The sequence below is a fragment of the Streptomyces sp. NPDC017095 genome, assembly GCF_044332325.1.
GTDB lineage: Bacteria > Actinomycetota > Actinomycetes > Streptomycetales > Streptomycetaceae > Streptomyces.
The window spans coordinates 321,949-348,651 of the sequence record NZ_JBIROU010000005.1; the positions used below are offsets into that span (position 1 = coordinate 321,949).

A 26,703-nucleotide genomic window follows, 5' to 3' on the forward strand; every position below is an offset into this window, starting at 1 on the left:
CGTCGTGGCTGGGCGCGCCGTTCCCCGCGCCCCTCCGGGGGCGCTTTCCGCGCCGGGGCTGTGGGGGTTTCAGCGTCGGGCGGTGAAGTGGTCCGCCAGGAGGGTTCGTACGCGCTCCACGTCTCCCGCGGCCAGCGCGTCCAGCAGGGCCAGGTGGTGTGCCGCGTCCGCGGCGAGGTCGGCCCGGGCCGGCGGCCACTGGGCGCGGCGGTGCAGGTCCTCGGCGATCCGCAGGAGCTGCTCGTTGCCCGCCAGGGCGAGCAGCGCGCGGTGGAAGGCGCGGTCGGACTCGGCGTACGCCGCCGGGCAGCCCGTGGCCGCCGCGCGCGCCGTCTCCTCCGCCAGCGGCCGCAGCCCGGCCCACCGCTCGGCCGGCACCGTGCGCGCGAGCCGCAGCAGCACCGGCACCTCGATGAGCGCGCGCACCTCCGCCAGCTCGGCCAGCTCCCGCGCGCCCCGCTCGACCACCCGGAAGCCGCGGTTGGGCACGACCTCGACGGCGCCCTCCAGCGCGAGCTGCTGCATGGCCTCCCGCACGGGCGTGGCCGAGACACCGAAGCGCTCCCCGAGGACCGGCGCCGAGTAGACCTCGCCGGGCTTCAGGTCGCCGGTGACCAGTGCCGTGCGCAGCGCGTGCAGGATCTGCCCGCGCACCGAGGAGCGCCGCACCTCGGCCCGGGGCCCGGGCTCCGGCCGCTCGGCGTGGGCGTGCTCGCCGCGCGCCGGGCGTGACTGCGCCGGCACCCGGGCCGCGACCGGCTTGCCCGGGGGGCCCTGCACGCCCTGCTTCACGGGTCCTCCTGGCGGCTTGTCGGCACTTGGGGTCATTAACGACGGCTTGTCGGTTGTCCGTCAAGCACCTTAGGCGTACCCGGCGGCAGTTCAAACTCCACCGGGATGGGTAAGGTAAGGCTTACCTGTGAAGTCCGGTCCGTGTGCGCGGACGTACCGAGAGATGGGTGGTACCGCCATGCCCGCCGCCGCCTCGCCGCTCACCGCCGCCTACGACCGCCTCACCGCGGTGTTCCCCGGGCTGACCGTGACCGAGCTGGGCCCGGACGACCCGGCGCCCTGCGGCCCGGAGTGGACCGGCGCCGCCGATCTCGCGGCGGGCGGCGCGGAGCTGGACGCCTTCCTCGCCTGGGACGCGGCCCAGGTGGCGCGGGACCACGGCCGGCCCGCCCGCCCGGACGTCGTCGCCGGCTTCGGTCTGCACCGCTACGCGTGGGCCGCCTGCCTGCTGATCACCGTGCCGTGGTTCCTGCACCGCCGGGTGCCCCGGCTGCCCGTGACGCACGTCTCCTACGACCGCGCGGGCGGCCGGATGGCCGTACGCCGCCCCGTCTCCGTGGCCTGTCTGCCGGGCGACGGCGCCGCCGCGCTGCCCGGCACGGTCGTCGTGGCGGACGAGGAGGCGCTGCGGGCCGAGGTGCGGGCGGCCGTGGCCGAGCACCTGGAGCCGGTGCTCGCGGCCTTCGGGCCCCGGATGCGGCGGCGCGGACGCGCGCTGTGGGGCATGGCGACCGACGAGGTCGTGGAGGGGCTGTGGTACGTCGCCGGGCTGTTCGGCGAGCGCGCGGCGGAGCGGGCCGTACGGGAACTGGAGCTGCTGCTGCCGGGTTCGACCGCGCCGTACGCCGGCTCCGCCGGGTTCCGGGTGCTGACGGGCCCGGACGGCTCGGCGCTGCCCACCCGGGACCGGGTGAGCTGCTGCATGTTCTACACCGTGCGCCCGGAGGCCGCCTGCGTGACGTGTCCGCGGGTGTGCGACGGCGACCGGGTCGCCCGACTGACCGCCTCCGCCGCCGCCTGAGGAGACGTCAGGTCACGGGCGGGGCCGGGCGTCCACTAAGATCACCGGCATCGGGGCGCCCGGCCGCGGAACCGGCTCCCGGACAGGTGCTGCACAATTTCCTCACCTGTCACGGGAACTTTCCGCGGAACCACCCGGACGGGTAGTCTTATTCGAACTCAACTCCCGCCCCTCATGCGGCAGTTCGAGCAGAAAGCCGTCCTGGGCATCCCTCTCGCACTCCCTTGGCGGCCTCTTGCCCCGAAACCCCCTGAGGGCCGTCGGGAGTGGGCCACTATGGCGGGCGTTACGCCCTATCCCCATGCAAGGGACCCTCTGATGAGACTGACCGACATATCGCTGAACTGGCTGCTTCCGGGCGCCGTACTGCTCCTGGGCATGCTGGTGGCGGTGGCGGTGCTCGCGCGCGGCAAGCGCTCCTCCGGGGACAAAGCGAGCGCGGACGACTCGTGGGAGCGCAGCGAGGAGCGCCGCCGGCGCAAGGAGGCCATCTACGGCACGGCCTCCTACGCGCTCCTGTTCTGCTGTGCGGCGGTGGCGGCGGCCCTGTCCTTCCACGGCCTCGTCGGCTTCGGCGAGCAGAACCTCGGCCTGACCGACGGCTGGCAGTACCTGGTGCCGTTCGGCCTGGACGGCGCGGCGATGTTCTGCTCCGTCCTCGCGGTGCGCGAGGCCAGCCACGGTGACGCGGCCCTCGGCTCCCGGATCCTGGTCTGGCTGTTCGCCGCGGCGGCGGCCTGGTTCAACTGGGTGCACGCGCCGCGCGGCGTGGGACACGCGGGCGCTCCGCAGTTCTTCTCCGGCATGTCGCTGTCGGCCGCCGTGCTGTTCGACCGGGCGCTGAAGCAGACCCGCCGGGCCGCGCTGCGCGAGCAGGGCCTGGTGCCGCGTCCGCTGCCGCAGATCCGCATCGTCCGCTGGGTGCGCGCACCCCGGGAGACCTACCGGGCCTGGTCGCTGATGCTCCTGGAGGGCGTCCGCAGCCTGGACGAGGCGGTCGAGGAGGTCCGCGACGACAAGCGGCAGAAGGACGAGACCCGGCAGCGCCGGCGCGACCAGCAGCGCGTGGAGCGGGCCCAGCTCAAGGCGATCAGCCGGGGCCACCGCGGCTTCGCCGGCCGGGGCGCCGGCCGGCAGGTGGAGGTGCAGACGGTGGAACGCGCTCCCGCCCCGGCGACCGCGGAGCCTGCCATAGCGGCCGAGCCGCTGCCGGTGCGCGCCCGGCCCTCCCTGCAGCCGGTCCGCGGCAAGACCGAGCCCGTGACCGTCGACCTCACCGCCGAGGACGACACCATGGCCCTGCCGCGCCTGGACTCGCTGGAGCGCAAACTGAAGGACCTGGAGCAGCAGTTCGGCTGACGGCCGGCGCGCGGTGCGACCGCGCCACGGGACGGGGCGTGACCACGGCGGTCACGCCCCGTCCCGTTGCCGTCACCGGCTTACGCCGCCTCGGCGTCCAGTTCGAACCACACCGACTTGCCCACCCCGTGTGAGCGCACGCCCCAGGCGTCGGCGAGGGACTGCACCAGCACCAGCCCCCGGCCGTGGGTGTCCTCGTCCGTGGCCGGGCCGTGCACCTCGGGTCTGCGGCCCACGAAGTCCCGCACCTCCACGCGCAGGACGCCGCAGTCCACGACGGCGGTGAGGACGGCGTCCTCGTCGGTGTGGACGAGCGCGTTGGTGACGAGTTCGCTGGTGAGCAGTTCGGCGATGTCCGAGCGGCCTGGTTTGCCCCAGTGCCGCAGCAGTTGGCGCAGTTCCCGGCGGGCCTGGGGCACCGCCTTGAGATCCGCCCGGCCCAGCCGCCGCCGGAGCCTGCGCGGATGATCCGTGATGATGCCGGCCCCGTCCCCCGTCGTCTGCGAGAAGGCCCCGACGGTCCCGGGACCGCCCCCTCGTGCCTGCCTCTTCATGACCCCCGCCCGCACGCCGCCGGTCCCTGCCCTTCCTGGTCGAACACGTTCACGGGGGGATGCTTGCCCAGCGGGCACGGGGGCAGTCCTGGCACCCGGCCGATGCCCGGCTGTTCGGCCATCCCCGCGGGCCGCCCCGGCCGGTCACCGCACCCGGCCGCCACCGCGCCTCGGGCGCCCCGGACGCCGCTGGGCGCCACGGACGCCACGCGGCGGCGGTCCGGTGCCGTCCGGCACCGGCGGTCGGCGCGCCGTCACGCGCCGTGAAACTGGCCGGATTACGCTCCTCCGACACCGTCAGGGGCGCGGCACGTTGCGCAGGTTGGAGCGGGCCATCTGGAGCATCCGGCCCACCCCGCCGTCCAGGACGATCTTGGAGGCGGACAGGGCGAACCCGGTGACCATCTCGGCGCTGATCTTCGGCGGGATGGACAGGGCGTTGGGATCGGTGACGACGTCCACCAGCGCGGGCCCCTTGTGCCGGAAGGCGTCCTTGAGGGCCCCGGCGAGCTGCTTGGGTTTCTCCACCCGCACGCCGTGGGCCCCGCAGGCCCGGGCGACGGCGGCGAAGTCCGGGTTGGTGTTGGCGGTGCCGTACGAGGGCAGGCCCGCGACCAGCATCTCCAGCTCGACCATGCCGAGCGAGGAGTTGTTGAACAGCACCACCTTGACCGGCAGGTCGTACTGCACGAGCGTCAGGAAGTCGCCCATCAGCATGGCGAAGCCGCCGTCCCCGGACATGGCCACCACCTGCCGGCGCCGGTCGGTGAACTGGGCGCCGATCGCCATGGGCAGCGCGTTCGCCATCGACCCGTGGGAGAACGAACCGATGATCCGGCGGCGGCCGTTGGGCGAGACGTAACGGGCGGCCCACACGTTGCACATGCCGGTGTCGACGGTGAACACGGCGTCGTCGGCGGCGACTTCGTCGAGTACGGCGGCCACGTACTCGGGGTGGATCGGGACGTGCTTGTCGACCTTGCGGGTGTAGGCCTTGACCACGCCCTCCAGCGCGCCGGCGTGCTTCTTCAGCATCCGGTCGAGGAAGCGCCGGTCCGTCTTCTCCCGCACCCGCGGGATCAGGCACCGCAGCGTCTCGCGCACATCGCCCCAGACCGCGAGGTCGAGCCGGGAACGGCGGCCGAGCACCTCGGGCCGCACGTCGACCTGGGCGATCCGCACGTCGTCGGGGAGGAAGGCGTTGTACGGGAAGTCGGTGCCGAGCAGGAGCAGCAGGTCGCACTCGTGGGTGGCCTCGTAGGCGGCGCCGTAGCCGAGCAGTCCGCTCATGCCGACGTCGAACGCGTTGTCGTACTGGATGAACTCCTTGCCGCGCAGGGCGTGGCCCACCGGTGACTTGATCTTCTCGGCGAACTCCATCACCTCGGCGTGCGCGCCGGCCGTGCCGCTGCCGCAGAACAGGGTGACCTTGCCGGCCGCGTCGATCATCTCCACGAGCCGGTCCAGTTCGGCGTCGCCGGGCCGCACGGTGGGCCGGCTGGTGACGAGCGCGCTCTGCGGGGCCTTCTCCGGTGCGGGCTCGCCGGCGATGTCGCCGGGCAGCGCGACCACGCTCACGCCGCGCCGGCCGACCGCGTGCTGGATGGCGGTCTGCAGCAGCCGGGGCATCTGCTTCGGGCTGGAGATCAGCTCGCTGTAGTGGCTGCACTCCTGGAACAGCCGGTCGGGGTGCGTCTCCTGGAAGTAGCCGAGGCCGATCTCGCTGGACGGGATGTGCGAGGCGAGCGCGAGCACCGGGGCCATGGAGCGGTGGGCGTCGTACAGACCGTTGATCAGGTGCAGGTTGCCGGGGCCGCAGGAACCGGCGCAGGCGGCCAGCCTCCCGGTGAGCTGTGCCTCGGCGCCGGCCGCGAACGCGGCGGTCTCCTCGTGGCGTACGTGGATCCAGTCGATGGCGGCGTTGCGGCGGACGGCGTCCACGACCGGGTTGAGGCTGTCCCCGACCACGCCGTAGAGGCGGCGCACGCCCGCGCGGACGAGGATGTCGACGAACTGCTCGGCGACGTTCTGTTTGGCCATGGCGCGTCTGCCCTTCGCTGTCCCGGGATACGGCCCTCCCGTCCCATCAATTCACAGGGCCCGCGGTTACGCCTCCCACAGCGCCGCCGCCGTACGGCCGCCTGCGTGGCCCTTGCCCCGCGTCCGGGCGGCGGCGGAACCCGGCGGGGTACGGCCGGACCAGCGGCGGCCCGGGCGGACGCGCAGGCCGCACGCGTCGCACAGCGGCCCGGCCAGGCCCGCCGGGCCCACCACCCGCGCATCACCCGGGCGGGCTATCGAGGCCCGGCACGGAAACGGCGCGCGAGGCGGCCCGGCCGCGGCTGCGAACGGATGAGGCGAACACCGGGCCCCCGACGCCACGGCCTCGCCGCCCGGGCGGCGCGTCCGGCTCGACGCCCTGCCCGCTGCCCTCCCGCAGCCAGCCCGCCGTCGTCGGCGCCGGAGACCACACGGGCAGGGCAGCCCGGGCGCACGGGCAGCGGCGGACAGCACGGGCATCGGGCGCGAGGCCCTGCCCGGCGGCGCTCGCCCGGACCCGGCCGAGGCCACGGCCGGTGAGCCGACGCGGCCCCGACCTCGGGCCCTCGCACCGAGCCGCCAGGATGCCCGCCACGAGCCACTGACGGCCACAGCCCACGGACCACGCGAGCCACCGGCACACCCCGGCCGCCGCCGGGCACGCCCGGCGAGGTCCCCGCGCCGGGCGCCCTCGCCGCGAGGGCCAGCCGGAGCCGACGTGGCCGAGGGCGGCTGCCGGGGCGGTTCCGGGGGCGTGGGCGGTCGGGCCGGGGCGAAACGGGTGGCCGGGGAATCGGGCGCCGTCGTGGGGGTCCGTGTCCCCGGCGGGGCCGTCGTACGACCGCCGCCACCGGTTCGCCTCGTGTCGGGCGGGCCGTCACCCTGCCGGCTCACGCCTCCGCCGGTCCGGGAAGTCCGGCCGCGCCGCCGGGAGTTGTGAGTGGGCGGCTGAACGGCCGTTAGGGCGGCGGTGGTTGTCGCCGGGCGGTCCCACCCCCCACGGGAGGACCGCCCGGCGACGTGTGAAGTGGCCCGGTCCCGGTTCCCCTACCCGCGCTCGCGCGCGTCCGGGTCCGGGCCACGGCATCGGACGGGTTCCCGGCGAGGCGCCGCAGGACCCGGCGAACGGCCTTATGTGCCACGGCCGCTGCCACCTTGGCAGACGAGCCGCCGGTACGGCGATGATGTCGGGTGGCGGGTTCGCGCCGTGGCCGTTTCCCGCCATGGCGCCGCACCGCACCAGGGCGTGGGCGGGAGAAGGGACGCGGGGGATGCTGGCGGCGATAGGGCTGGACGAGACGCACGAGGCGGTGTACCGGGCGCTGGTGTCCGTGGGCGCGGCCGATGTGGCCGGTCTGGCGCGGCGGCTGCCGCTGGCCGAGCAGGACACCGAGCGGGTGCTGCGCCGGCTGGAGCGGCACGGTCTCGCCGCCCAGTCCCCGGCGCGGCCGGGCCGCTGGGTCGCGGCGCCGCCCGGGGTGGCGCTGGGCGCCCTGCTCGCCCAGCGGCGGCACGAGCTGGAGCGGGCGGAACTGGCGGCGGTGCTGCTCGCCGAGGAGTACCGGGCGACGGCGGCCGAACCGGCGGTGCACGACTTGGTGGAGGTGGTGACCGGCGCTTCCGCGGTCGCCCAGCGCTTCCTCCAGCTCCAGCTCGGCGCGGCCGAGGAGGTGTGCGCGCTGGTGACCGCCCACCCGGTGGTCGTCTCCGGGATGGAGAACGAGGCGGAGGAGCGGGCGGCCGCGCGCGGGGTGCGCTACCGGGTGGTGGTCGAACGCGCGGTGCTGGACCTGCCGCACGGGCTGACCGAGCTGACGGCGGCGCTCGGCCGGGACGAGCGGGTCCGGGTGGCGGACCGGGTGCCGACGAAGCTGGTGGTGGCCGACCGTGCGCTGGCGATGGTGCCGCTGACCTCGAAGACGGCGGAGCCGGCCGCGCTGGTGGTGCACGCCAGCGGGCTGCTGGAGCTGCTGGCGGGGCTGTTCGAGTCGGTGTGGCGCCAGGCGCTGCCGCTGCGGCTCGGCGCCACCGGGGTGACCGAGGAGCGGCCGGACGGCCCGGACGCCGCCGATCTGGAGGTCCTCTCGCTGCTGCTGGCCGGGCTGACCGACGCGAGCGTGGCGAAACAGCTCGGCGTGGGCCTGCGGACCGTGCAGCGCCGGGTGCGGCGGCTGATGGAACTGGCGGGCGTGACGACCCGGATGCAGCTGGGCTGGCAGGCCCTCGACCGGGGCTGGGTCACCCGGGAGGACCCGCGCTGAGCCGCGCCCGGGCGCGCCGGGCCGGGTGTCAGGGCGCCGGCCGGCGGATCAGCGCGCGGTGGACGGTGTCGGCCACGACGGCCATGCCCGCGTCGGTGAAGTGCAGGTGGTCGCCGGGGTCGTAGGCGGGCAGCAGCCGGGCCGGGGCGGCCGGGTCGCGGAGGGCGGCGTCCGCGTCGGCGACGGCGTCGAAGGCGCCGCCGGTGCGGATGAAGGCGTTCACCCGCTGCCGTACCGCCTCGCCGGCTGCCGTCCAGGCGGGATAGCCGGCGTACGGCGTGAGGGTGACGCCGACGACCGGGATGCCGCGGGCGTGGGCGCGGGCGACCAGGGCGCGGTAGGCGTCCGCGTAGGCGGCGGGGTCGCTCGCCTCCGGGGCGCCCTTGATGTCGTTGATGCCCTCGAAGACGACCAGGGTCCGCACCCCGGCCCGGTCCAGGGCGTCGGCGTCCAGCCGGGCGAGGGCGCTCGGTCCGGTGCCGTCGCGCAGCAGGCGGTTGCCGGAGAGGCCGGCGTTGAGGACGCCGGTCCGGTGTCCGCGCAGCCGCCGGGCGAGCCGGTCGGGCCAGCGGCGGTTGGTGTCGGGCGTGGAGCCGTCGCCGTCGGTGAGCGAGTCGCCGAGCGCGGCGACGCTGCCGGCGGCGGGCCCGCGGACGTCGACACCGGTGACGTAGTACCAGCGGCTGGTGGTCGCCGTGTACGCGCCGCCGTCCACGTCGGCGGCGCGGCCGGCGCCGGACCGGGCCAGGTAGCTGGTCTGGAGGGCGGTGCGGTGGTAGGTGGCGGGCCCGGAGTCGTCCGGGGTGTACACGGTGACGAGCAGGTCGGCGGCGGCCGGCACGGACAGCGCCACCGTGTCGGTGACCGTGTCCGCGCCCGGCGGGACGGTCACCGAGGAGGCGCCGTGGAAGGTGGCGGTGCGCAGGGTGCCGGGCATGGCGCCCGGGCCGGCCGCCCGGCGCAGCGCGACGGTGACCGCGCCGAGCCGCAGCGGCCGGGTGCCGAACCGGTTGCTGAGCCGGACCCGGACGGCCAGGCCGCCGACGCTGAGGTGGACGACGTTGCGCAGGGCGGCGCCGGGCAGCGCGGCGGCGGTGCCGGAGGGTGCGGTCTCCCAGCTGCCGGTCCAGGGCAGCGGGGCCGGCTCGGCGACGGCCGGTGCCGTCAGGCCCGGCAGCAGCATGGGCAGCAGGACCGCGAGGACCCGTACGACCATGGCCATGTGTGCCCGCCCTTCCCCGGCACCCCCGGGGACTCCCCCGTGGCCCGTCGCAGGCGACCGTGTCACACGGCCGGGGCGCCCCGCCGGAACAACGGGGTCGGTCCACCCGCTCGGCGCAACGCGGGGCGCCGGGGCGGAGGGTTCCGGCGGGCGGCGGCTCACCCGAGCACACCCTCCAGGGTGAGCAGCCACACCTTGCGCTCCACGCCGCCCGCGTAGCCGGTCATCGTCCCGTTCGCGCCGATGACCCGGTGGCAGGGGCGCACGATCAGCAGCGGGTTGGCGCCGATCGCCCCGCCGACGGCACGCACGGCCGCGCGGGGCGCGCCGATCCGGGCGGCGATCTCCCCGTAGGTGACGGTGGCGCCGTAGGGCAGTTCGTCCAGCGCGGTCCACACCCGCTGCCGGAACGGGGTGCCGGCCGCCCGCAGCGGCAGCCGGAACTCGGTCAGCTCACCGGCGAAGTACGCGGCGAGCTGGTCGGCGGCGGCGCGGAACGGGCCGGGGTCGTGCCGCCAGCCGTCCTCGGCGGTCCGGCCGCCCTTCTGCCCGGGCACGGACACCGAGGTGAGCGCGCCCTCGGCGTCCGCGGTGAGCAGCAGCCGCCCGACGGGGGCGTCCAGGTGGGTGCAGTAGACGGTGCTCATCTGGCTGGTGTACCTCGGCGTTTCGATCGTGGGTTCGGCGGTCGGCAGGTGCGGGGCGGGCGGCCGGATGGCCGACGGGAGGCGGGCGGCCGGCGGGCCGGCGGTCACGGGAGCGGCTCGCCCGCCACCCGCAGGTGTTGCACGGCGTACGACCGCCAGGGCCGCCAGCCGTCGGGGACGGGTGTGCCCGACGGGGCGGTGTCCGGGTCGCCGAGGGCGCGGACCCGCAACGCGGCGACGGTGTCCGGGTCCATGCCGGGCAGGGCGAGCAGGGCCGCCTCGGCGCCGTCCCGGTCGGCGCCCGCGTCCAGCCGTACCACGCCGTCGGCGAGGGCCGCGGCCAGTGCGCCCAGCGGGCCGCCGGGCTCGGCCTCGGCGAGCGCCGCGGGCTCCGGGAAGAGGTGGGTGAGACCGCCGTGCGGCGCGTCGAGCAGTTTGCCGTAGCGCCGGACCAGCCACTCGGCCCGGTCCCGTCCTGCCAGGGCGTGCACGGCGGGTTCCAGCGGGTCGACGGCGCCGGGGACACGCAGTCCGGGCCGGGCGGCGACCAGCGGGGCGAGCCGCGGGTCGGCGGCGAGCCGTTCGTCGACGGCGTAGGGATCGGCGTCGAGGTCGAACAGCCGGCGCAGCCGCTGCACGGCGGTGGTGAGGTCCCGGGGGTCGGTGAGGTGCAGCCGGGCGTCGAGCCAGCCGCCCGGGCGGGTGCCGGTGCGGGCGCGGGGGGTGCGGACGCGTTCCTGGACGGCGGCGATGCCGGTGCCGTACGGCAGCCGCAGGGTGCGCCGGTAGGTGCGGGCGCCGGGGACGCCGGTCACCTCTTCGACGCCCGGTACGGCCTCGCGGGCGAGCTGGTCGAAGACGGGCGCCGCCTGGTAGGGGCCGCGGTGGGCGAGCCGGAGCGGGATGCCCGTGGCCGGTGCGGTGCGGCGGGCGGCGCGGTCCCGGGGGGTGGCGGCCCGCAGTCCGGTCGGTGTCGTGGCGTACACCTCCCGGACGGTGTCGTTGAACTGCCGCACGCTGGCGAACCCGGAGGCGAACGCGATCTCGGTGACCGGCAGGGCGGTGGTCTGAAGCAGGACGCGCGCGGTGTGGGCGCGCTGGGCGCGGGCCAGTGCCACGGGGCCGGCGCCCAGTTCGGTGGTGAGCTGCCGCTGCACCTGCCGGGCGCTGTAGCCGAGCCGTGCCGCGAGTCCGGCGACGCCCTCGCGGTCCACGACGCCGTCGGCGATCAGGCGCATGGCCCGGCCGACGACGTCCGCGCGGACGTTCCACTCCGCCGAGCCCGGCACGGCGTCCGGCCGGCACCGCCGGCAGGCCCGGAACCCGGAGCCCTGCGCGGCGGCGGCGGTCGCGAAGAACCGCACGTTGTGCCGTTTCGGTGTCACGGCGGGGCAGCTCGGGCGGCAGTAGATGCCGGTGGTCTCGACGGCGAAGAAGAAGACTCCGTCGAACCGCCCGTCGCGGCTGCGCACCGCCTCGTACCTGCTGTCTTCGTCCTTCACATGCTCCAGTGTGGGCCCCGGGAGGGGGCCGGGCCAGCGGAAATCGGACATGGAGGTGTGGGTGTCGCCACGCCTCGCTCCGGCCGGACTCCCGCCTGCCCTGCTCCCGGCGCCCGGTGTCGTTTCCCTACATCCAGCGCCCCCGCTTCGCCTCCATCGCCGCCCTGCCCTCGGCGCCCTTGCGCTTCCAGTCCTTCTTGATCTCGGCGCGGACCCGCGCGTCCGTCTTGGCGACGATCCGCTGGTTCTCCCGGATCAGCTTGCGGTAGCTGTCCAGGCGCCGCGGCGGGAGTGCGCCGTCCTCCACGGCGGAGCGCACCGCGCAGCCGGGCTCGCTCTCGTGCGCGCAGTCGTGGAACCGGCAGTCCTCGGCGAGTTCCTGGATCTCGGCGAACACCTGCCCGACGCCGGTCTCCGCGTCGAAGAGGCCGACGCCCCGCAGTCCGGGCGTGTCGATGAGCACCCCGCCGGCCGGCAGGGCGAGCAGGTTGCGGGTGGTCGTGGTGTGCCGGCCCTTGCCGTCGACATCACGGGCGGCCTGGACGTCCATCACGTCGGCGCCGACGAGGGCGTTGGCGAGCGTGGACTTGCCCGCGCCTGACTGGCCGAGCAGCACGCTCGTACCGGCACCGGCCAGCGTCACCAGAGCGTCGAGTCCGTCACCGTGCAGGGCGCTGACGGCGAGCACGGGCACGCCGGGCGCGCTGGTCTCCACGTCCCGCACGAGGTGGGCCAGGGTGACCGGGTCGGGCACGAGGTCGGCCTTGGTGAGGACGACGACGGGCTGCGCGCCGGACTCCCAGGCGAGGGCGAGGAAGCGTTCGACGCGGCCCAGGTCGAGGTCCACGGCGAGGGACACGGCGACCACGGCGTGGTCGACGTTGGCGGCGAGGATCTGCCCCTCGGACCGCTTGGAGGAGGTGGAGCGGACGAACGCGGTGCGGCGCGGCAGGTACGCGCGCACGTAACGGGGGTCCCCGGCGGCGTCGACGGCGACCCAGTCGCCCGTGCACACGACCTTCATCGGGTCGCGGGGCACGACGAACTCGGTGTCGCCGCGGACGGTCCCGGCCGCGGTGACGATGTCGCACTGGCCGCGGTCGACCCGGACGACCCGGCCGGGCAGCAGCCCGTCGGCGGCGTACGGGGCGAACGCGTCGGCCCACGCCTCGTCCCAGCCGTAGGGAGCGAGCGCGGAGGAAGCGGTGGAGCTGGAAGTCAAGGCAGACCCTTCACAGGGGTGGCCCCGGGCAGCCGCGTACGGTGCGCGGCCGGTTCAGCCGGTGGCCACGGAGGTGGACGTGAGACGTTCCTGGATGCGGGCAGCGCCCGGCACAGTGACAGCCATCGGTCGACACCTCCTCGTCCTCGCTCGTGTGTGCGCACACCACCGTGGCGTGCGGGGCAACTCTAGCCCGTGCGCGGGGCCGCGCGTCAACGGCTTTTCCGCGCGGCCGGTCCCTACCCGCCGCGTGGGGCGCGCCGTTCGCGGAGAACCGCGTGGGGCGCGCCGTTCGCGGAAGACCTCGCGGCGGGGCACAGGGCCCGTCACGTTCCCGTCCGGCCGGCGAGCGGCCGGTTCACCTCCGGCGACCGGCCGCCGTGGCCGTCCGGCTCACCCCCGCGCCGGTGCCTGCGGCCGCTGTTCCGTCGCGGCCGCGGGCAGGCTGTCCATGAAGGAGCTGACGGAGAACACGGCACGGCCGGGGCCGGGCGGGCCGTAGCCGGGCGGGGAGGACAGGCCGAAGTCGTCCATGGTCTGCCGGTAGGCCTGGAGCAGCCGGATGTGGTACTCCAGCGGCGCGCCCTGCGGGTTGGCCTTGCCGAGCGGTGTGGTGGGCTCCGGGCACCAGGTGGTGAAGCGGGGCGTGATGCCGTGCGACATGAAGAAGCGCAGGCCCTCGGTGGTGGAGGCGATGGCCTCGTCGACGGTGGTGAAGCCGAACGGCTCGGCCATCTCCACGCCCGCCACGAAGTTCGGGATCACGTTGCGGGCGCCGAACACCTCGGCGGAGTCCAGGATCCGGCGGTGCCACTCGTCCCGGCCGACGTAGCGCTCCTTGCCGGGGCAGTACAGCTCGAACAGGCGGCGGTCCCACACCTCGAAGTTGGGGTGGTAGATCTGCACGCCGTAGTCCTTGAACCGCTGCACGTCCGCCTTGGGCAGCGCCTGGGCGACGACCTTGCCGATCCAGCGGCCCGGGAAGCGCTCCTCGATGGCCTTGGCGTAGTGGCCGTAGAAGTCGGCCTCGTCCCGGCCCGCCACCTTGGAGGTGATCGCGCCGCCGGTGAGGGTGTAGGCGGTGGACGCCTTCTGGGTGTCGTACCGGTCGATGATCTCCAGGGCCTCGAGGACCTCCTCGACGTCCTTCACGCCCGTGTACGGCCGTCCGGCCGCCTTGTGCTGGCGCCAGTTGTGGTTGATGTCGCAGTACTGGCACTCCTCCTTGGCGCCGAAGTACTGGCAGACCCGGAAGACGGTCAGATAGATCAGGTAGCCCCACTGGATGGTCGGCGCGACCTCCATCACGGACTTCCCGTTGGAGAGGGTGTGCCGGTAGTACTCGGGCATCGGCGGCACGCCGACGTCGGCGATGCGCCGGCCGTCGAGGTACAGCCCGAGCAGGCCCTCCTCGTCGGCGGCGACCCGGTAGGGCGAGGCGGGGTTCACCCGCACGGAGACGACCGTGCGCCGCAGGTCGTACGGCCCGCCGGTGAGGATGATCTCCTCCGGGGGGCGGCGCAGCGCGGCCTCGCCCAGCTCGGGCAGGGTGCCGTGGTCGAAGGAGAAGATGAAGTAGGACTTCGGCTTGACGTCCCCGGCCTCGTTGTCGCTCAGGGCGGACTTGTCGAAGGCGACACCGCCCCGCAGCAGGTCCTCCTTGACGACGGCCTCCCGCGGCACCTGCGGGAACCGCTCCATCAGATCCTCGACCAGCGCGGTACGACTGCCCATTCGTCTTTCTCCTCCCGGTTCAGGCGTACGGCTCTCACCGTATGCCCCCGCCGCGGGCCCGTCCGTGCCGGGTCCCCGCCCGGCACGTGACGTGTTCCGGCACGGCGGCCCCGGGTCTTATCCCGGGTACGGCGGCGCCGGGCCGTGCCCGGGTACGGCGGCGGGCCGTGCCCGGGTACGGCGGCGGGCCGTGCGGTCAGGCCGTCCGCTCCAGCTCCGCCCGGTCCACGGCGTACCGCAGCGCCGCGCCGGACGACAGCCGCTCGGCCTCCTCCACCACCACCCGGCCGAGCCGGGCCAGCTCGTTGCCCTGGGAGCCGGCCAGGTGCGGGGTGACGAAGGCGTTGGGCAGGTCGTACAGCGGGGAGCCGGCGGGCAGCGGCTCGGGGTCGGTGACGTCCAGCACGGCGCCGAGGCGTCCGGCGCGCAGCTCGGCGGTGAGCGCCTCGTGGTCGACCAGGGCGCCGCGCGCGGTGTTGATCAGCACCGCGCCGTCGGGCATGAGGGCGAGTTCGCGGGCGCCGATCAGACGGCGGGTCTCGGCGGTGTGCGGGGCGTGCAGGCTGACGGTGTCGCTGGTGGCGAGCAGTTCGTCCAGCGGCAGCAGCGGTACGCCGAGGCGGGCGGCCTCCGGCGCGTCCACGTACGGGTCGGCGAGCGCGACCGCGAAGTCGAAGGGGCGGAGCAGTTCGATGAGGCGGCGGCCGATGCGGGAGGCGCCGACCACGCCGACGCGGCGGCCGAGGTTGCCGACGCCGGTCAGGACGCCGTCGTAGGGGAAGGCGCGCCCCTCGCGCAGCCGGTCGCGCAGCGCGAAGACGTCCTTGCCGGTGAGCAGGATCATGGCGAGCGTGTACTCGGCGACGGGCAGGGCGTTGGCCGCGGCGGCCGAGGAGACGGCGATGCCCCGCCGCCACACCTCCGGGCCGGTGAAGCCCTTGACCGAGCCGGCCGCGTGCAGCACGGCGCGCAGCCGCGGTGCCGCGTCCAGCACGTCCGCCTCCAGGCGCGGGCAGCCCCAGCCGGTGACGAGGATCTCGGTGCGGGCGAGGGCGGCGCGCACCCGGGGCTCGGTGAAGTCCCGCGCCACCAGGGCCGGATCGATGTCCACACAGGCGCGCAGCCGGGCCAGCAGTTCCGGCGGGAAGACGAGCGGCAGGTTCTCGGCCGTCATGGCGAACAGGGCCTGCACGCGCTCGGTCAAGGAGGGGGCCTTCCGGCTCGGCGACGCACGGACAGCAATCGGTCTCTACGGTAGGTCCCGGCCAACCAGAGGGTCAACGGACCCGCAGGCGGGGAGGAAACCATGGCAGACATGCCGGAGACGGTCACCAACTGGGCGCGCAGCGTCACGTATACGGCCAAGGAGTTCTACCGGCCGGACACGGCCGAGGGGTTGCGGGCCGTGGTGGCCGGCAGCGGGAAGGTGCGGGTGCTGGGCAGCGGGCACTCCTTCAACCGGATCGCCGATCCGGGCGGTGAGGGCGTGCTCGTGTCGGTCGCCGGTCTGCCGCCGGTGATCGACGTGGACGGCACGGCCCGTACGGTCCGGGTCTCCGGCGGCGTCCGGTACGCGGAACTCGCCCGTGCCGTGCACGCCCGGGGTCTCGCCCTGGCCAACATGGCGTCGCTGCCGCACATCTCGGTGGCCGGCTCGGTGGCGACCGGCACCCACGGGTCGGGCGTGGGCAACGGTCCGCTCGGGTCGGCGGTGCGCGAGGTGGAGTTGCTGACCGCCGACGGCTCGACGGTGGTGCTGCGCCGGGGCGACGCCCGCTTCGACGGCGCCGTGACCTCGCTCGGCGCGCTGGGCGTGGTCACCGCGCTCACCCTGGACCTGGAGCCGGCCTACGAGGTCGAGCAGCACGTGTTCACGCAACTGCCGTTGGCCGGGCTGGACTTCGCCGCGGTGTCGGCGGCGGCGTACAGCGTGAGCCTGTTCACCGACTGGCGGCGGCCGCGGTTCAGGCAGGTGTGGGTCAAGCGCCGGACGGACCAGCCGGCCGTGGACTTCCCGTGGGCGGCGCCGGCGGCCGAGGCGGTGCACCCGGTCCCGGGGATGCCCGCGGCCAACTGCACCCGGCAGCTCGGCGTACCGGGCCCCTGGCACGAGCGGCTGCCGCACTTCCGGGCGGAGTTCACGCCGAGCAGCGGCGAGGAGATCCAGTCGGAGTACCTGCTGCCCCGCGCGGCGGCCCTCGACGCGCTGCACGCGGTCGACGGCATCCGGGACACGGTCGCCGGTGTGCTCCAGATCTGCGAGGTGCGCACGGTCGCCGCCGACGCGCAGTGGCTGAGCCCGGCGTACGCGCGGGACTCGGTGGCGCTGCACTTCACCTGGGTGCGCGACGAGGCGGCGGTGCTGCCGGTGGTGCGCCGGCTGGAGGAGGCGCTCGCCCCCTTCGATCCGCGCCCGCACTGGGGGAAGGTGTACGGGATACCGGCGGCGGACCTCCGTGACCGGTACCCGCGGCTCGGCGATTTCCGCGCCCTGGCCCGCTCCCTGGACCCCACGGGCACGTTCACCAACACCTTCGTACGGGAACTCCTCGACGACTGACCCACCAGACCGTCACGACCGCCCTCTCGATCCTGCCCCTGCTGTCGGTGTTCCTCTTCCTCCAGCGCCGGCTGGTGCGGGGATCGCGCAGACCGGCAGCGCGGGCTGAGCTAGGAGACCCATGTCCGTCCGCACGACCACCGCGTACGTCGAGGACGTCTCGCCGGGCTCCGGGGCGCTGCCGCCCCGCGCCTGGTACGCGGCCTGCGACTCCCCCTCCCTGTCCCTCAACGGGCGCTGGCGCTTCCGGCTGTCGGACACGGCCGACGCCGAGGACGACTCCTTCGCGGCGCAGGACTTCGACACCGGCGGCTGGGCGGAGGTCTCCGTGCCCGGCCACTGGGTACTCCAGGGCCACGGCTCGCCCGTCTACACCAACCACCTCTATCCGTTCCCGGTCGACCCGCCCCGGGTGCCGACGGAGAACCCGACCGGCGACCACGTGCGCGTCTTCGCCCTGCCCGCCGGCTGGCCCGCGGACGGCGGCGCCGTGCTCCGCTTCGACGGGGTGGAGTCCTGCGCCCGCGTCTGGCTGAACGGCACGGACCTCGGCGAGTTCAAGGGCTCCCGGCTGCCGCACGAGTTCGCGGTCGGGCACCTGCTGGAGCCCGGCCGCAACGTGCTGGCCGTCCGTGTCCACCAGTGGTCGGCGGGCTCGTACCTGGAGGACCAGGACCAGTGGTGGCTGCCGGGCATCTTCCGGGACGTCACGCTGCTGCACCGGCCGCCGGGCGGCGTCGGGGACTTCTTCGTGCACGCCTCGTACGACCACACCACCGGCGAGGGCACCCTGCGGGTCGACGCCGACGTGGCCGGCCGGGTGTCCGTCCCGGAACTCGGCGTCGACACGGCGACCGGCGAGCCGGTGACGGTGCCGGCCGAGCCGTGGTCGGCGGAGACACCCCGGCTGTACGACGGCGTGCTGGCCGCCGGGGGCGAGCGGGTGGCGCTGCGCATCGGGTTCCGCACCGTCGAACTGGCCGACGGCCTGATCAAGGTCAACGGCCGTCCGGTGCTGTTCAAGGGCGTCAACCGGCACGAGTGGCACCCCGAGAAGGGCCGGGCGCTGGACCACGCGACCATGCGCGAGGACGTGCTGCTGATGAAGCGGCACAACGTCAACGCGGTCCGCACCTCCCACTATCCGCCGCACCCGGCCTTCCTCGACCTGTGCGACGAGTACGGCCTGTGGGTGATCGACGAGTGCGACCTGGAGACGCACGGCTTCACCGAGCAGGGCTGGCGGGACAACCCCGTCGACGACGACCGCTGGACGCCGGCCCTGCTCGACCGGGCGGCTCGGATGGTCGAGCGGGACAAGAACCATCCGTCGGTGGTCGTCTGGTCGCTGGGCAACGAGGCCGGCACCGGGCGGGGCCTGACCGCGATGGCCGAGTGGATCCGCGCCCGGGACGGCTCCCGGCTGCTGCACTACGAGGGCGACCCCACCTGCCGAGACACCGACGTGTACTCCCGGATGTACGCGGACCACACCGAGGTGGAGCGGATCGGCCGGCGCCTGGACGGCGGCCCGCACCGGCGCCGCGCCCTGCCGTTCCTCCTGTGCGAGTACGCCCACGCCATGGGCAACGGGCCGGGCGGACTCGCCGACTACCAGTGGCTGTTCGACACCCACGACCGGCTCCAGGGCGGCTTCGTCTGGGAGTGGATCGACCACGGCATCGCCCATCCGGAGCTGGGCTACGCCTACGGCGGCGACTTCGGCGAGGAGCTGCACGACGGCAACTTCGTCTGCGACGGCCTGCTGTTCCCGGACCGGCGGCCCTCGCCCGGCCTCGTCGAGTACAAGAAGGTGATCGAGCCGGTCGCGATCACCGGCGACGGCCCGGCCGGCGCCGTCCGCGTCACCAACCGGTACGACTTCGCGGACCTGTCGGCGCTGGCCTTCACCTGGTCCTACGAGGTCGACGGCGAGCCCGCCGGCTCCGGCACCCTGACGGTGCCCCCGCTGGCCCCCGGCGAGTCCGCCGCCGTCGAACTGCCCGCCGTGCCGAACGGCGCGCCGGACGGCGAGGCCTGGTGGACCGTCCGGGCCCGGCTCGCCGCCGGCACCTCGTGGGCGCCGGCGGACCACGTGGTCGCCTGGGGCCAGCTCCCGGTGTCGGGGCGCCGCACGCCGCGGGTCGCCGCGACCGCCCGGCCGGTGCCCGGCGACGGGACCGTCACGCTGGGCCCGGCCGTGTTCGACGCCCGGACCGGCGCGCTGCGCAGCGTCGGCGCGGTGTCCGTCACGGAGCTGCGGCTGGACGTGTGGCGGGCCACCACGGACAACGACGACGGCGCCGCCTGGCAGAGCGGCCCGCGCTACGGGACGCTGTGGCGGAAGCTGGGCCTGCACCGGATGCGGCACCGCCTGGACGCGGTGGAGGCCGGCGCGGACGCCCTGACGGTCCGTACCCGGGTGGCGCCGGCCGGCCGGGAGCCGGGGCTGAGGACGGAGTACCGGTGGACCTCGGACGGGGACCGGCTCCGGCTGACGGTGTCCACGGTCCCGGACGGCGACTGGACCGTCCCGCTGCCCCGCCTCGGCGTCCGCCTGCGCCTGCCGGCCGCCGACCGGGTGCGCTGGTACGGCGGCGGCCCGGGCGAGGCGTACCCGGACACCAGGGCGGCGGCGCTGACCGGCCGCTGGGAGTCGACCGTGGACGCGCTGCAGACGCCGTACGTGCGCCCCCAGGAGAACGGCGCCCGGATCGACGTGCGCTGGGCCGAGCTGGGCGGACTGCGCGTCGAGGGCGACCCGGCGTTCTTCCTCACCGCCCGCCGCTGGCCGACGGAGCTGCTGGACGCCGCGACCCACCGCACGGATCTGGTGCCGGCCACCGGGGACGTGTGGGTCAACCTGGACCACGGCCAGCACGGCATCGGCTCCCAGTCGTGCGGCCCAGGCCCGCTGCCGCGGTACCACCTGCGCGCCGAACCGGCCCGGTTCTCCTTCGTCTTCTCCGCGGCCGACGGGACCTCCTCACCCGTTTCCTAGATACTCTAGGATGACGCCTAGACATCCAAGGAGGCGGGCGTATGGCACGGGCGGGGCTCAGCGCGGAGCGGCTGGTGGCGGGGGCCGCCGAACTGGCGGACGAGGTCGGTCTCGACCGCGTCAGCGTCTCGGCGCTGGCCCGCCGCTTCGGCGTCAAGGACGCGAGTCTGTACTCGCACGTCCGCTCGCTCCAGGACCTGCGCACCCGGCTCGCGCTGTACGCGGGCGGGGAGCTGATCGACCGGATCGCGGCGGCCGTGGCCGGCCGGGCGGGCAAGGAGGCGCTGACGGCGTTCGCCGGCGCCTACCGTGCCTACGCCCTGGAACATCCCGGCCGGTACGCGGCCACCCAGCTCCGCGTCGACCAGGCCCTGATCGCCGACTCCCCCGCGCTGCGCCGCACCGCCGAGATCACCTACGGCATGCTCCGCGCCTACGGCCTGGCGGAACCGGACCTCACGGACGCGGTGCGGCTGCTGCGCAGCACCTTCCACGGCTACTGCGTCTTGGAGAGCGCGGGCGGCTTCGGCGCGGACCGGGACGTACGCGCCTCCTGGGACAAGGCGGTCGAGGCCCTGCACCTCGCCCTCAGCCACTGGCCCCGGGAGCACCGGTCGGAGCAGGAGAAGCGGGAGGAGCGCGACGATGTCTGACACGCCGTTCTACGAGGTGACGGGGCGCGGTCCCGTGCTGCTGCTGGTGCCGGGCGGGGCCGGGCACCCGATGGGACTCGGACCGCTCACCGACCGGCTGGCCACGCGCTTCACCGTGGTGACGTACGACCCGCTGGGCCTCGCGCACGGCCGGCTCGGCGAGCCGGTCGCCGAGCAGCGGGTCGCGGACTGGAGCGAGGGCGCGCGGCGGGTGCTGGAGGAGGTGCTGCCGGCCGGCGACACGGCGTACGCGTGCGGCACCAGCTCCGGCGGCATCGCGGTCCTCGACCTGCTGGCCCGGTATCCGCAGCGGCTGGCGCACGTGGTCGCGCACGAGCCGCCGTGCGTGACGGTGCTGCCGGACGGGGCGGCGCGGCGGGCCGAGCTGATCGGACGGCTGGACACGGAGCCGCGGCCGGCCGCCGAGGGCGGGTCGGCGACCCCGATGGGCGTCTTCCTGGGCCGGGTGCTGCGCCCGTTCACCCGGTACGCGCCCGCCGTGCCGCCCTTCCCCGGCCGGCTCACCGTCGCCGCCGGCACCGACTCGCGCGGGCAGCTCCTGCACCGCACGGCCGAGGCCGTCGCCGGGCGGCTGGGATGCGCCTTCACCGAGTTCCCCGGCGGGCACCTGGGCGCCCTCGACCACCCGGCGCACTTCGCGGACCTGCTCACCGAGACGCTGCGCCCGAGCGCGCGTACGCGGTCGTAACGGACGCGGTCGTAGCGGACGCAGTCGTAGGAGAGTGCCGTCCCGCCCGGGACGGCCGGCCGCCGCGTCCACGGCCGCGCCCGGCGCCCCGCGGTACGGCGGCGAGCCGAGGCCGGACCGGCCGGCGCGCGGGGCCCCGGACGGTCCGGGGGCCCGCTCAGCCCGGCGTGACCGACCAGGCGCTCCCGACCGCCGGGGTGAACCGGAAGACGGCGGCCGGGCCCTCCGCCCAGCTCACCCGCACCTCGCGGTCCTGCCCGGCGCCCGCCTCCGCCCGTACCGCCACGGACACCAGCTCCGCGAGCGGCGCCGGTTCGGGTTCCCCGGTGAGCCGGGCCAGCGCCACGAAGAGCGCCGGCTCGCCGTCGGCCCCGGTGGCCCCGGTCAGCTCCGCCGACAGACCGACGGCCGGGGCGAGTTCGGCGTGCACGCCGTCCCCGGCCGGCCAGCCCGTCACCCGCACCGGTGTCCCGGGGGCCGCGCCCGCCACCAGATGGGCCCGCACCTCCACGGCACCCCGGACCGCCACCAGCGTGGTGACGGTGATCCCGGCGCACACGGTGTGCCGGGAGGCGGCCCAGTCCGCGCCCGTGCCGAGCGGCTCGATCCCCGTGCGGCCCGGTTCGCCGCCGACGAGCACGCTGTTGTCGTACGACGGCACGGGCGCGGTGGCGGTCGAGTAGGCGAGCCGGGTGTAGTACGGGTCGTACCGCGCGTCCTCGCTGCCGTGGTTGTGCAGCCGGACCAGTCCGTCCGAAGCGGTGGACTGGAGCAGCCAGTTGGCCGCGGGCACCGGGTGCGCCGCGTCGGCGCGTTCGGCCGGCGCCGGTTCCTCCGGTGCCGTCCACACCTCGTGCCCGGGCGGCAGCAGCAGGCCGAGGAAGCCCTTGCTGGCCCAGTACGGCGAGGCGGGGCCCGAGTAGCTCTGCACGAGCGAGGTGTCCGGGCCGAACCAGCCCAGCGGCAGCAGGCCCCGCTCGTCGACCGCGCCGCCGTCGACGAAGTACCGCAGGGCTCCGGAGGCCAGGCGCCGGGTCTGTCCCGGGGGCAGGGGCGTGTGCCCGGTCAGCGCGCCCAGCCAGAGCGGGGCCGCCGTGGCGAACCGGTAGGTCAGCGAGCGGCCCTGGCGCAGCGGGGCGCCGTCGCCGCCGAACAGGCGGGCGTAGTCAGCGAGATGGCGGGAGAGCCGGCGGCCGTAGCGGGCGAGCAGGCCGGCGTCGCCGGCGAGCCAGGCGTGCAGGACCGGGTACAGGTGCAGGGCCCAGCCGTTGTAGTAGTCGAACTTCCGGCCGTCGCCGTCGGTGTACCAGCCGTCGCCGGCGTACCAGCGCTCGATCCGCTCCAGGCCGCGGTCGACCGCCTCGCGGGCCTCCTTCTCGCGGTGGCCGATCCCGGCGAGGAAGCCGCCGACGGTGACCGGGAACAGCTCCCAGTTGCACGGCCAGGGCACGGCGGTGAGCGCGTCCGCCAGCCAGTCGGCGGTCCGCCCGCGCACCGCGTCGTCGAGGCGGTCCCACAGCAGTGGCCGGGTCAGCCGCAGGGCGAGCGCGATCGAGGCGGCCTCGACCAGCGGCTGGCTGCGGTCGGTGATGCCGGGCCAGACGCCGCGGGGGCCGGCGGCGAGGCCCTCGGCGTACCGGCCGAGCGCGGTCTCGTCCCGGCGGAACGCGGCCAGCAGCAGGGTGCGGGCGTAGCCCTCCAGGCCGTCGGAGAGGCGGCCGGAGTGGCTGACGTGGTCGCCGGGCAGGTGGTAGAGCGCGCGGTCGGGGCTGGCGTACGGCTCGACGGCGGCGAGCAGCGCGTCGGCCGCGGCCTCCCAGTGGGCGCGGGTGTAGCCGGTGTACGGACTGGTCTCGCGGTCGTCCTCGGGCAGTTCGATCACGGCGGTGGCCGTCCTTCCTCGACGGGGAACCCGGGACGCCCCGGTTCCGGCCGGAGCGCCCCGGGCGTCCATCCCACCCGTACCGCCCCCGCGGGCACCAGACCCCGGCCGAACGGTTCGTCACGGACCAGGCCCGCGGCCGACGGCACCGTGGCCGGGCGCCGGGCGCTTCCCGCCCGCCCGCACCCCCGTCCGGCATCCTCCCGCGCCGGCCGCGCACCGCGTCGACTAGCGTCGTGTCATGACCAGCGACGACACCTCCATCGGCCTCGCCGCCGCCCTCGCCGCCGGGACGGTCGTCCTCGACGGCGGCATGTCCAACCAACTGGAGGCGGCCGGGCACGACCTGAGCGACGAGCTGTGGTCGGCGCGGCTGCTCGCCGAGCGGCCCGAGGCGGTCACGGAGGCCCACCTCGCCTACTTCCGCGCCGGCGCGAGCGTGGCGATCACCGCCAGCTACCAGGCCACCTTCGAAGGCTTCGGCAGGCGCGGCCTGGACCGCGCGCGGGCCGCGCGGCTGCTCGCCCGCAGCGTGGAACTGGCCCGCACGGCGGCCCGGCAGGCGGCGGACACCGGCATCCGGCGCCCGCTGTGGGTGGCGGCGTCGGTCGGACCGTACGGCGCGATGCTCGCGGACGGCTCGGAGTACCGGGGCCGGTACGGACTGAGCGTGGCGGAGCTGGAGCGCTTCCACCGGCCCCGGCTCGAGACGCTGGCCGCCGCCGCGCCGGACGTGCTGGCACTGGAGACCGTCCCGGACACCGACGAGGCCGCCGCGCTGCTGCGGGCGGTGCGCGGACTGGGGGTGCCGGCCTGGCTGTCGTACACGGTCGACGGAGCGCGGACGCGGGCCGGCCAGCCGCTGGAGGAGGCGTTCGCGCTCGCCGCCGGTGCGGACGAGGTGATCGCGGTCGGGGTGAACTGCTGCGCGCCGGCGGACGTCGGGCCCGCCGTGGAGACCGCGGCGCGGGTCACCGGCAAACCGGTCGTCGTCTACCCCAACAGCGGCGAGGACTGGGACGCCCGGGCCCGGGCCTGGCGGGGGCGGACCACGTTCGACGCGGAGCAGGTGAACGCCTGGCGGACCGCGGGCGCCCGGCTGATCGGAGGCTGCTGCCGAGTGGGCCCGGAGGCGATCGAAGCCCTGGCGCACACGGTGGCGGCCGTCTGAGGCCGCTCTTCCCGCGGAGCGCGGGGTCCGGCGGGGGGCGGTCCCGGGAGGGACCGGCGTACCCGCGCAGGCCGACACGGACGCGCGGCCGACAGGCCCCGGGCGCACCGGCGGGCACCGCCCAGCCGGCACGGACGCGTGCCCGGCAGGCCCCAGTCGCACCGGCGGGCACCACTCGGCCGGACGGGCACGTAGCCGGCGTGCCCCGGGCGTACTGACGGGCACCACCCGGCCGGACGGACACATAGCCGACACGCCCCAGGCGCACCGGCGGGCACCACCCGGCCGGACGGACACATAGCCGACACGCCCCGGGCCCACCGGCGGGCACCACCCGGCCAACACAGCCGCGGGGCCGACAGGCCCCGGGCCCAGCGGCGGGCACCGCCCAGCCAGCACGGACGCACGGCCGGCACGCCCCAGGCGCACCGGCGGCACCTCCCGGCCGGCCCCTGAGCGTTCGGCCCGTGCCGCGCCACCGGCGCGCGCACCGCCCTCCGCACCGCCGGGACCGCTCCCCCGCGCGGTCGCGGACCCGGTCCGGCGACCCGGCCGCCGCTGAACGACGTACCCGTGTCGCAGGGCGCCCACCGGGCGGTGTTTCAATGCCGCAGGGCGCCCACCGAATCGCGCAACCGGCGCATCGCGGCGGCGAGTTCCGCGCCGGGCGCGCGGGGCACGGCCTGGCGCGGGGGTTCCGGGACGGTGGCGGCGGCCGTCCACAGGGCGATCTCCGCGTCCCGTGGCCCGTACACGGTGTGCGGGTCGCCGTCGCCGAAGACCCGGACCGGGTGGGTGGCGTCCCAGGCCGGCCAGCCGGGGTCCCCGGTCGCCGCGAACCGCACCCAGGCGGTGTGCATCGCCTCGGACAGCGCGCGCGGGGCGCCCTCGCCGGCCAGCTTCTTCGCCTCGGGCAGGTCTCCGGTGCCGAAGACGAACCCCAGTTCCAGCGCGTGGCAGGCGCCGAGACCGGGCAGCCGGGACGGCCAGGCGAACTCGTACAGATAGCTGCTGCCGGGCCGGGCGTCGGCGAGCCGGTGCAGCGGCACCCGCAGCAGGTGGTCGGTGACCATCTGGCCGACGATCTCGGCGGTTCCGGCGCCGGGGCGCAGGGCGCGGTAGCCGCGCGGGATCTCGTGTCCGGCGCGACAGCGGGCCATGGCCCCGGCCAGGGCGACCGCACCGAGCCGGTCGACGCGCTCCAGCAGCCCGCCGGGCACCAGCCACAGCCGGTACTCGTCCCGGGTCCAGCCCATCAGCAGTTCGGCGTCCGGGGCGGCGGTGCCGTCGGTCAGCGCCTTCAGCGGGTCGCGGGGTACGAGGTCGCCGTCCACGACGATGCCGAACGCCGGGCCGCCCAGCACCGGGCTGCTGAGCCGGCCGACCTCGGCCTGCGTGCGCAGCAGCAGGACGCGGTCGACGGCGGCGAACGCCTCGGCGGTGGCGGGAATCCGCAGCCGGGCGGCCATCCGGCGCACCATGCGCCGCACCTTGTCCCGGTCCGCGACCTCGGGCGGACCGCTCTGCAGCACCGCCCGCCGGATCAGCCCGCGCGTGCGGGGCGCGGCGAGCAGGACTCCGGTGCCGATGGCGCCGGCCGACTGGCCGCACAGGGTGATCCGGCCGGGGTCGCCGCCGAAGGCCGCGATCGTCTCGTGCACCCAGCACAGCGCGGCGAACTGATCCCACAGGCCGGGGTTCGGGGGCGCGTCCGGGAACAGTCCGAAGCCCTCCACGCCCAGCCGGTAGTTGACCGACACAAACACCACCCCGTCGCGCGCGAAGGCGGCGCCGTCGTACACCGGCACCGCCGACGAGCCCCTGGTCAGCGCGCCGCCGTGCAGCCAGACCAGCACCGGGAGGCGGGCGCCGGGGCCGGGCTCGGGCGTCCAGACGTTGAGGTTCAGGCAGTCGTCGCCGGGAACGGCCGGGTCGGACAGGTACGGCGCGAAGGCCTCCGAGTACGGCGGTTTCGGCGCGGTCGGCCCGAAGGCGGCGGCGTCCCGGACGCCGCCCCACGGCTCGGGCGGCCGGGGCGGCCGGAACCGCCGGGGACCGAAGGGCGGCGCGGCGTACGGGATGCCCCGGAAAACGGCCACTCCCCCCTCGTACCGGCCGCGTACGGCTCCGTGAGGCGTTCCGACCACGGGGCCCGTCTGGTCTGCCGTCATCGCCACCCGCCCTTCACCGCGCCCGCGCACGCGCACAGCGGTGCGTGCACCGTTCACATAAGAGCGCCACCACGCCCGGATGTATTCCGCTGCACGCAGGTGCCGCCCAGGCCGCCGGAGGGGGCGTGAGGCGCGGCCTCCGCGTCACTCCGTCTTCCCGGGCCGCCGGGCGGTGACCCCGCCGCCGCGCGGGTCGTTGGCC

19 protein-coding genes are annotated in these 26,703 nt (G+C 75.8%); 8 read left to right on the forward strand and 11 right to left on the reverse strand.

Translation table 11 applies throughout. From position 1 onward, the window contains the following. Positions 1-69 precede the first annotated feature (69 nt). Entirely contained in the window at positions 70-792 is a 723-nt protein-coding gene (locus tag ACH4OA_RS12800; RefSeq protein ID WP_365883522.1) for a GntR family transcriptional regulator, read from the reverse strand. Between the two features lie 178 nt (positions 793-970). Here ACH4OA_RS12800 and ACH4OA_RS12805 point away from each other — a divergent pair, with 178 nt between their 5' ends. Continuing rightward, positions 971-1,813 (forward strand): (2Fe-2S)-binding protein, encoded by an 843-nt coding sequence (locus ACH4OA_RS12805; protein ID WP_397969035.1) that lies wholly within the window; start codon positions 971-973, stop codon positions 1,811-1,813. A 318-nt stretch (positions 1,814-2,131) separates the two neighbouring features. After that, positions 2,132-3,172 (forward strand): DUF2637 domain-containing protein, encoded by a 1,041-nt coding sequence (locus ACH4OA_RS12810; RefSeq protein WP_365882194.1) that lies wholly within the window; start codon positions 2,132-2,134, stop codon positions 3,170-3,172. Between the two features lie 80 nt (positions 3,173-3,252). Here the strand turns inward: ACH4OA_RS12810 and ACH4OA_RS12815 are convergent, their stop codons facing one another. Next, positions 3,253-3,726 (reverse strand): ATP-binding protein, encoded by a 474-nt coding sequence (locus ACH4OA_RS12815; RefSeq protein WP_365882196.1) that lies wholly within the window; start codon positions 3,724-3,726, stop codon positions 3,253-3,255. A 297-nt stretch (positions 3,727-4,023) separates the two neighbouring features. Further along, the gene (locus ACH4OA_RS12820) at positions 4,024-5,766 is read right to left on the reverse strand and encodes a pyruvate dehydrogenase (RefSeq protein ID WP_397943745.1); all 1,743 of its coding nucleotides are present in this window, start codon (positions 5,764-5,766) and stop codon (positions 4,024-4,026) included. Positions 5,767-7,037: 1,271 nt separating this feature from the next. Here ACH4OA_RS12820 and ACH4OA_RS12825 point away from each other — a divergent pair. After that, positions 7,038-8,027, forward strand: coding sequence for a helix-turn-helix domain-containing protein (locus ACH4OA_RS12825; protein ID WP_397947973.1), 990 nt, complete (start codon positions 7,038-7,040; stop codon positions 8,025-8,027). A gap of 28 nt (positions 8,028-8,055) precedes the next feature. On the opposite strand, the gene ACH4OA_RS12830 is transcribed toward ACH4OA_RS12825, so the two are convergent. The 6 genes from ACH4OA_RS12830 to ACH4OA_RS12855 form a co-directional block, all read right to left on the reverse strand. Next, positions 8,056-9,249, reverse strand: a complete 1,194-nt coding sequence (locus tag ACH4OA_RS12830) for a GDSL-type esterase/lipase family protein (RefSeq protein WP_397968934.1) — start codon at positions 9,247-9,249, stop codon at positions 8,056-8,058. A 158-nt stretch (positions 9,250-9,407) separates the two neighbouring features. Next, positions 9,408-9,896: a methylated-DNA--[protein]-cysteine S-methyltransferase gene (locus tag ACH4OA_RS12835; RefSeq protein WP_365882205.1), complete on the reverse strand. Its 489-nt coding sequence runs from the start codon at positions 9,894-9,896 to the stop codon at positions 9,408-9,410. 104 nt (positions 9,897-10,000) lie between these two features. Then, positions 10,001-11,449, reverse strand: a complete 1,449-nt coding sequence (locus tag ACH4OA_RS12840) for an AlkA N-terminal domain-containing protein (RefSeq protein WP_397947976.1) — start codon at positions 11,447-11,449, stop codon at positions 10,001-10,003. A gap of 76 nt (positions 11,450-11,525) precedes the next feature. Then, a complete protein-coding gene (rsgA, locus tag ACH4OA_RS12845) occupies positions 11,526-12,620 on the reverse strand; it encodes a ribosome small subunit-dependent GTPase A (RefSeq protein ID WP_397943735.1) in 1,095 nt (364 codons plus the stop codon). 393 nt (positions 12,621-13,013) lie between these two features. Next, positions 13,014-14,354, reverse strand: coding sequence for a radical SAM protein (locus tag ACH4OA_RS12850; RefSeq protein WP_397968935.1), 1,341 nt, complete (start codon positions 14,352-14,354; stop codon positions 13,014-13,016). Positions 14,355-14,550: 196 nt separating this feature from the next. After that, on the reverse strand, positions 14,551-15,558 hold the full coding sequence (locus ACH4OA_RS12855; RefSeq protein ID WP_397968937.1) for a hydroxyacid dehydrogenase: 1,008 nt from the start codon (positions 15,556-15,558) through the stop codon (positions 14,551-14,553). 111 nt (positions 15,559-15,669) lie between these two features. Here ACH4OA_RS12855 and ACH4OA_RS12860 point away from each other — a divergent pair, with 111 nt between their 5' ends. The 4 genes from ACH4OA_RS12860 to ACH4OA_RS12875 all read left to right on the forward strand — a co-directional run bounded on the left by ACH4OA_RS12860 (position 15,670) and on the right by ACH4OA_RS12875 (position 21,277). Beyond that, entirely contained in the window at positions 15,670-16,914 is a 1,245-nt protein-coding gene (locus ACH4OA_RS12860) for an FAD-binding protein (RefSeq protein WP_397969037.1), read from the forward strand. A gap of 121 nt (positions 16,915-17,035) precedes the next feature. Then, positions 17,036-19,915: a glycoside hydrolase family 2 TIM barrel-domain containing protein gene (locus tag ACH4OA_RS12865; RefSeq protein ID WP_397968938.1), complete on the forward strand. Its 2,880-nt coding sequence runs from the start codon at positions 17,036-17,038 to the stop codon at positions 19,913-19,915. A gap of 41 nt (positions 19,916-19,956) precedes the next feature. Then, positions 19,957-20,568 carry a TetR/AcrR family transcriptional regulator gene (locus tag ACH4OA_RS12870; RefSeq protein WP_397968940.1) on the forward strand — a complete coding sequence of 204 codons (612 nt, stop codon included), beginning with the start codon at positions 19,957-19,959 and terminating at the stop codon, positions 20,566-20,568. Then, positions 20,561-21,277 (forward strand): alpha/beta fold hydrolase, encoded by a 717-nt coding sequence (locus tag ACH4OA_RS12875; protein ID WP_397968941.1) that lies wholly within the window; start codon positions 20,561-20,563, stop codon positions 21,275-21,277. The genes ACH4OA_RS12870 and ACH4OA_RS12875 overlap by 8 nt, the downstream gene beginning before the upstream one ends. A gap of 157 nt (positions 21,278-21,434) precedes the next feature. Here ACH4OA_RS12875 and ACH4OA_RS12880 read toward each other — a convergent pair whose 3' ends face one another. After that, the gene (locus tag ACH4OA_RS12880) at positions 21,435-23,156 is read right to left on the reverse strand and encodes a DUF2264 domain-containing protein (protein WP_397969039.1); all 1,722 of its coding nucleotides are present in this window, start codon (positions 23,154-23,156) and stop codon (positions 21,435-21,437) included. A gap of 244 nt (positions 23,157-23,400) precedes the next feature. Here ACH4OA_RS12880 and mmuM point away from each other — a divergent pair, with 244 nt between their 5' ends. Continuing rightward, on the forward strand, positions 23,401-24,330 hold the full coding sequence (mmuM, locus tag ACH4OA_RS12885) for a homocysteine S-methyltransferase (RefSeq protein WP_397943725.1): 930 nt from the start codon (positions 23,401-23,403) through the stop codon (positions 24,328-24,330). A gap of 602 nt (positions 24,331-24,932) precedes the next feature. Here mmuM and ACH4OA_RS12890 read toward each other — a convergent pair. Beyond that, positions 24,933-26,501, reverse strand: a complete 1,569-nt coding sequence (locus tag ACH4OA_RS12890; protein ID WP_397968943.1) for a carboxylesterase/lipase family protein — start codon at positions 26,499-26,501, stop codon at positions 24,933-24,935. Positions 26,502-26,703 lie beyond the last annotated feature (202 nt).

Coding starts and splice junctions, on each gene's coding strand:
- ACH4OA_RS12890 (WP_397968943.1), bottom strand. CDS start 26,501: ATGACGGCAGACCAGACGGGCCCCGTGGTCGGAACGCCTCACGGAGCC.
- ACH4OA_RS12810 (WP_365882194.1), top strand. CDS start 2,132: ATGAGACTGACCGACATATCGCTGAACTGGCTGCTTCCGGGCGCCGTA.
- ACH4OA_RS12820 (WP_397943745.1), bottom strand. CDS start 5,766: ATGGCCAAACAGAACGTCGCCGAGCAGTTCGTCGACATCCTCGTCCGC.
- ACH4OA_RS12860 (WP_397969037.1), top strand. CDS start 15,670: ATGCCGGAGACGGTCACCAACTGGGCGCGCAGCGTCACGTATACGGCC.
- ACH4OA_RS12830 (WP_397968934.1), bottom strand. CDS start 9,249: ATGGCCATGGTCGTACGGGTCCTCGCGGTCCTGCTGCCCATGCTGCTG.
- ACH4OA_RS12875 (WP_397968941.1), top strand. CDS start 20,561: ATGTCTGACACGCCGTTCTACGAGGTGACGGGGCGCGGTCCCGTGCTG.
- ACH4OA_RS12825 (WP_397947973.1), top strand. CDS start 7,038: ATGCTGGCGGCGATAGGGCTGGACGAGACGCACGAGGCGGTGTACCGG.
- ACH4OA_RS12805 (WP_397969035.1), top strand. CDS start 971: ATGCCCGCCGCCGCCTCGCCGCTCACCGCCGCCTACGACCGCCTCACC.
- ACH4OA_RS12870 (WP_397968940.1), top strand. CDS start 19,957: ATGGCACGGGCGGGGCTCAGCGCGGAGCGGCTGGTGGCGGGGGCCGCC.
- ACH4OA_RS12840 (WP_397947976.1), bottom strand. CDS start 11,449: ATGTCCGATTTCCGCTGGCCCGGCCCCCTCCCGGGGCCCACACTGGAG.
- mmuM (WP_397943725.1), top strand. CDS start 23,401: ATGACCAGCGACGACACCTCCATCGGCCTCGCCGCCGCCCTCGCCGCC.
- ACH4OA_RS12850 (WP_397968935.1), bottom strand. CDS start 14,354: ATGGGCAGTCGTACCGCGCTGGTCGAGGATCTGATGGAGCGGTTCCCG.
- ACH4OA_RS12835 (WP_365882205.1), bottom strand. CDS start 9,896: ATGAGCACCGTCTACTGCACCCACCTGGACGCCCCCGTCGGGCGGCTG.
- ACH4OA_RS12815 (WP_365882196.1), bottom strand. CDS start 3,726: ATGAAGAGGCAGGCACGAGGGGGCGGTCCCGGGACCGTCGGGGCCTTC.
- ACH4OA_RS12865 (WP_397968938.1), top strand. CDS start 17,036: ATGTCCGTCCGCACGACCACCGCGTACGTCGAGGACGTCTCGCCGGGC.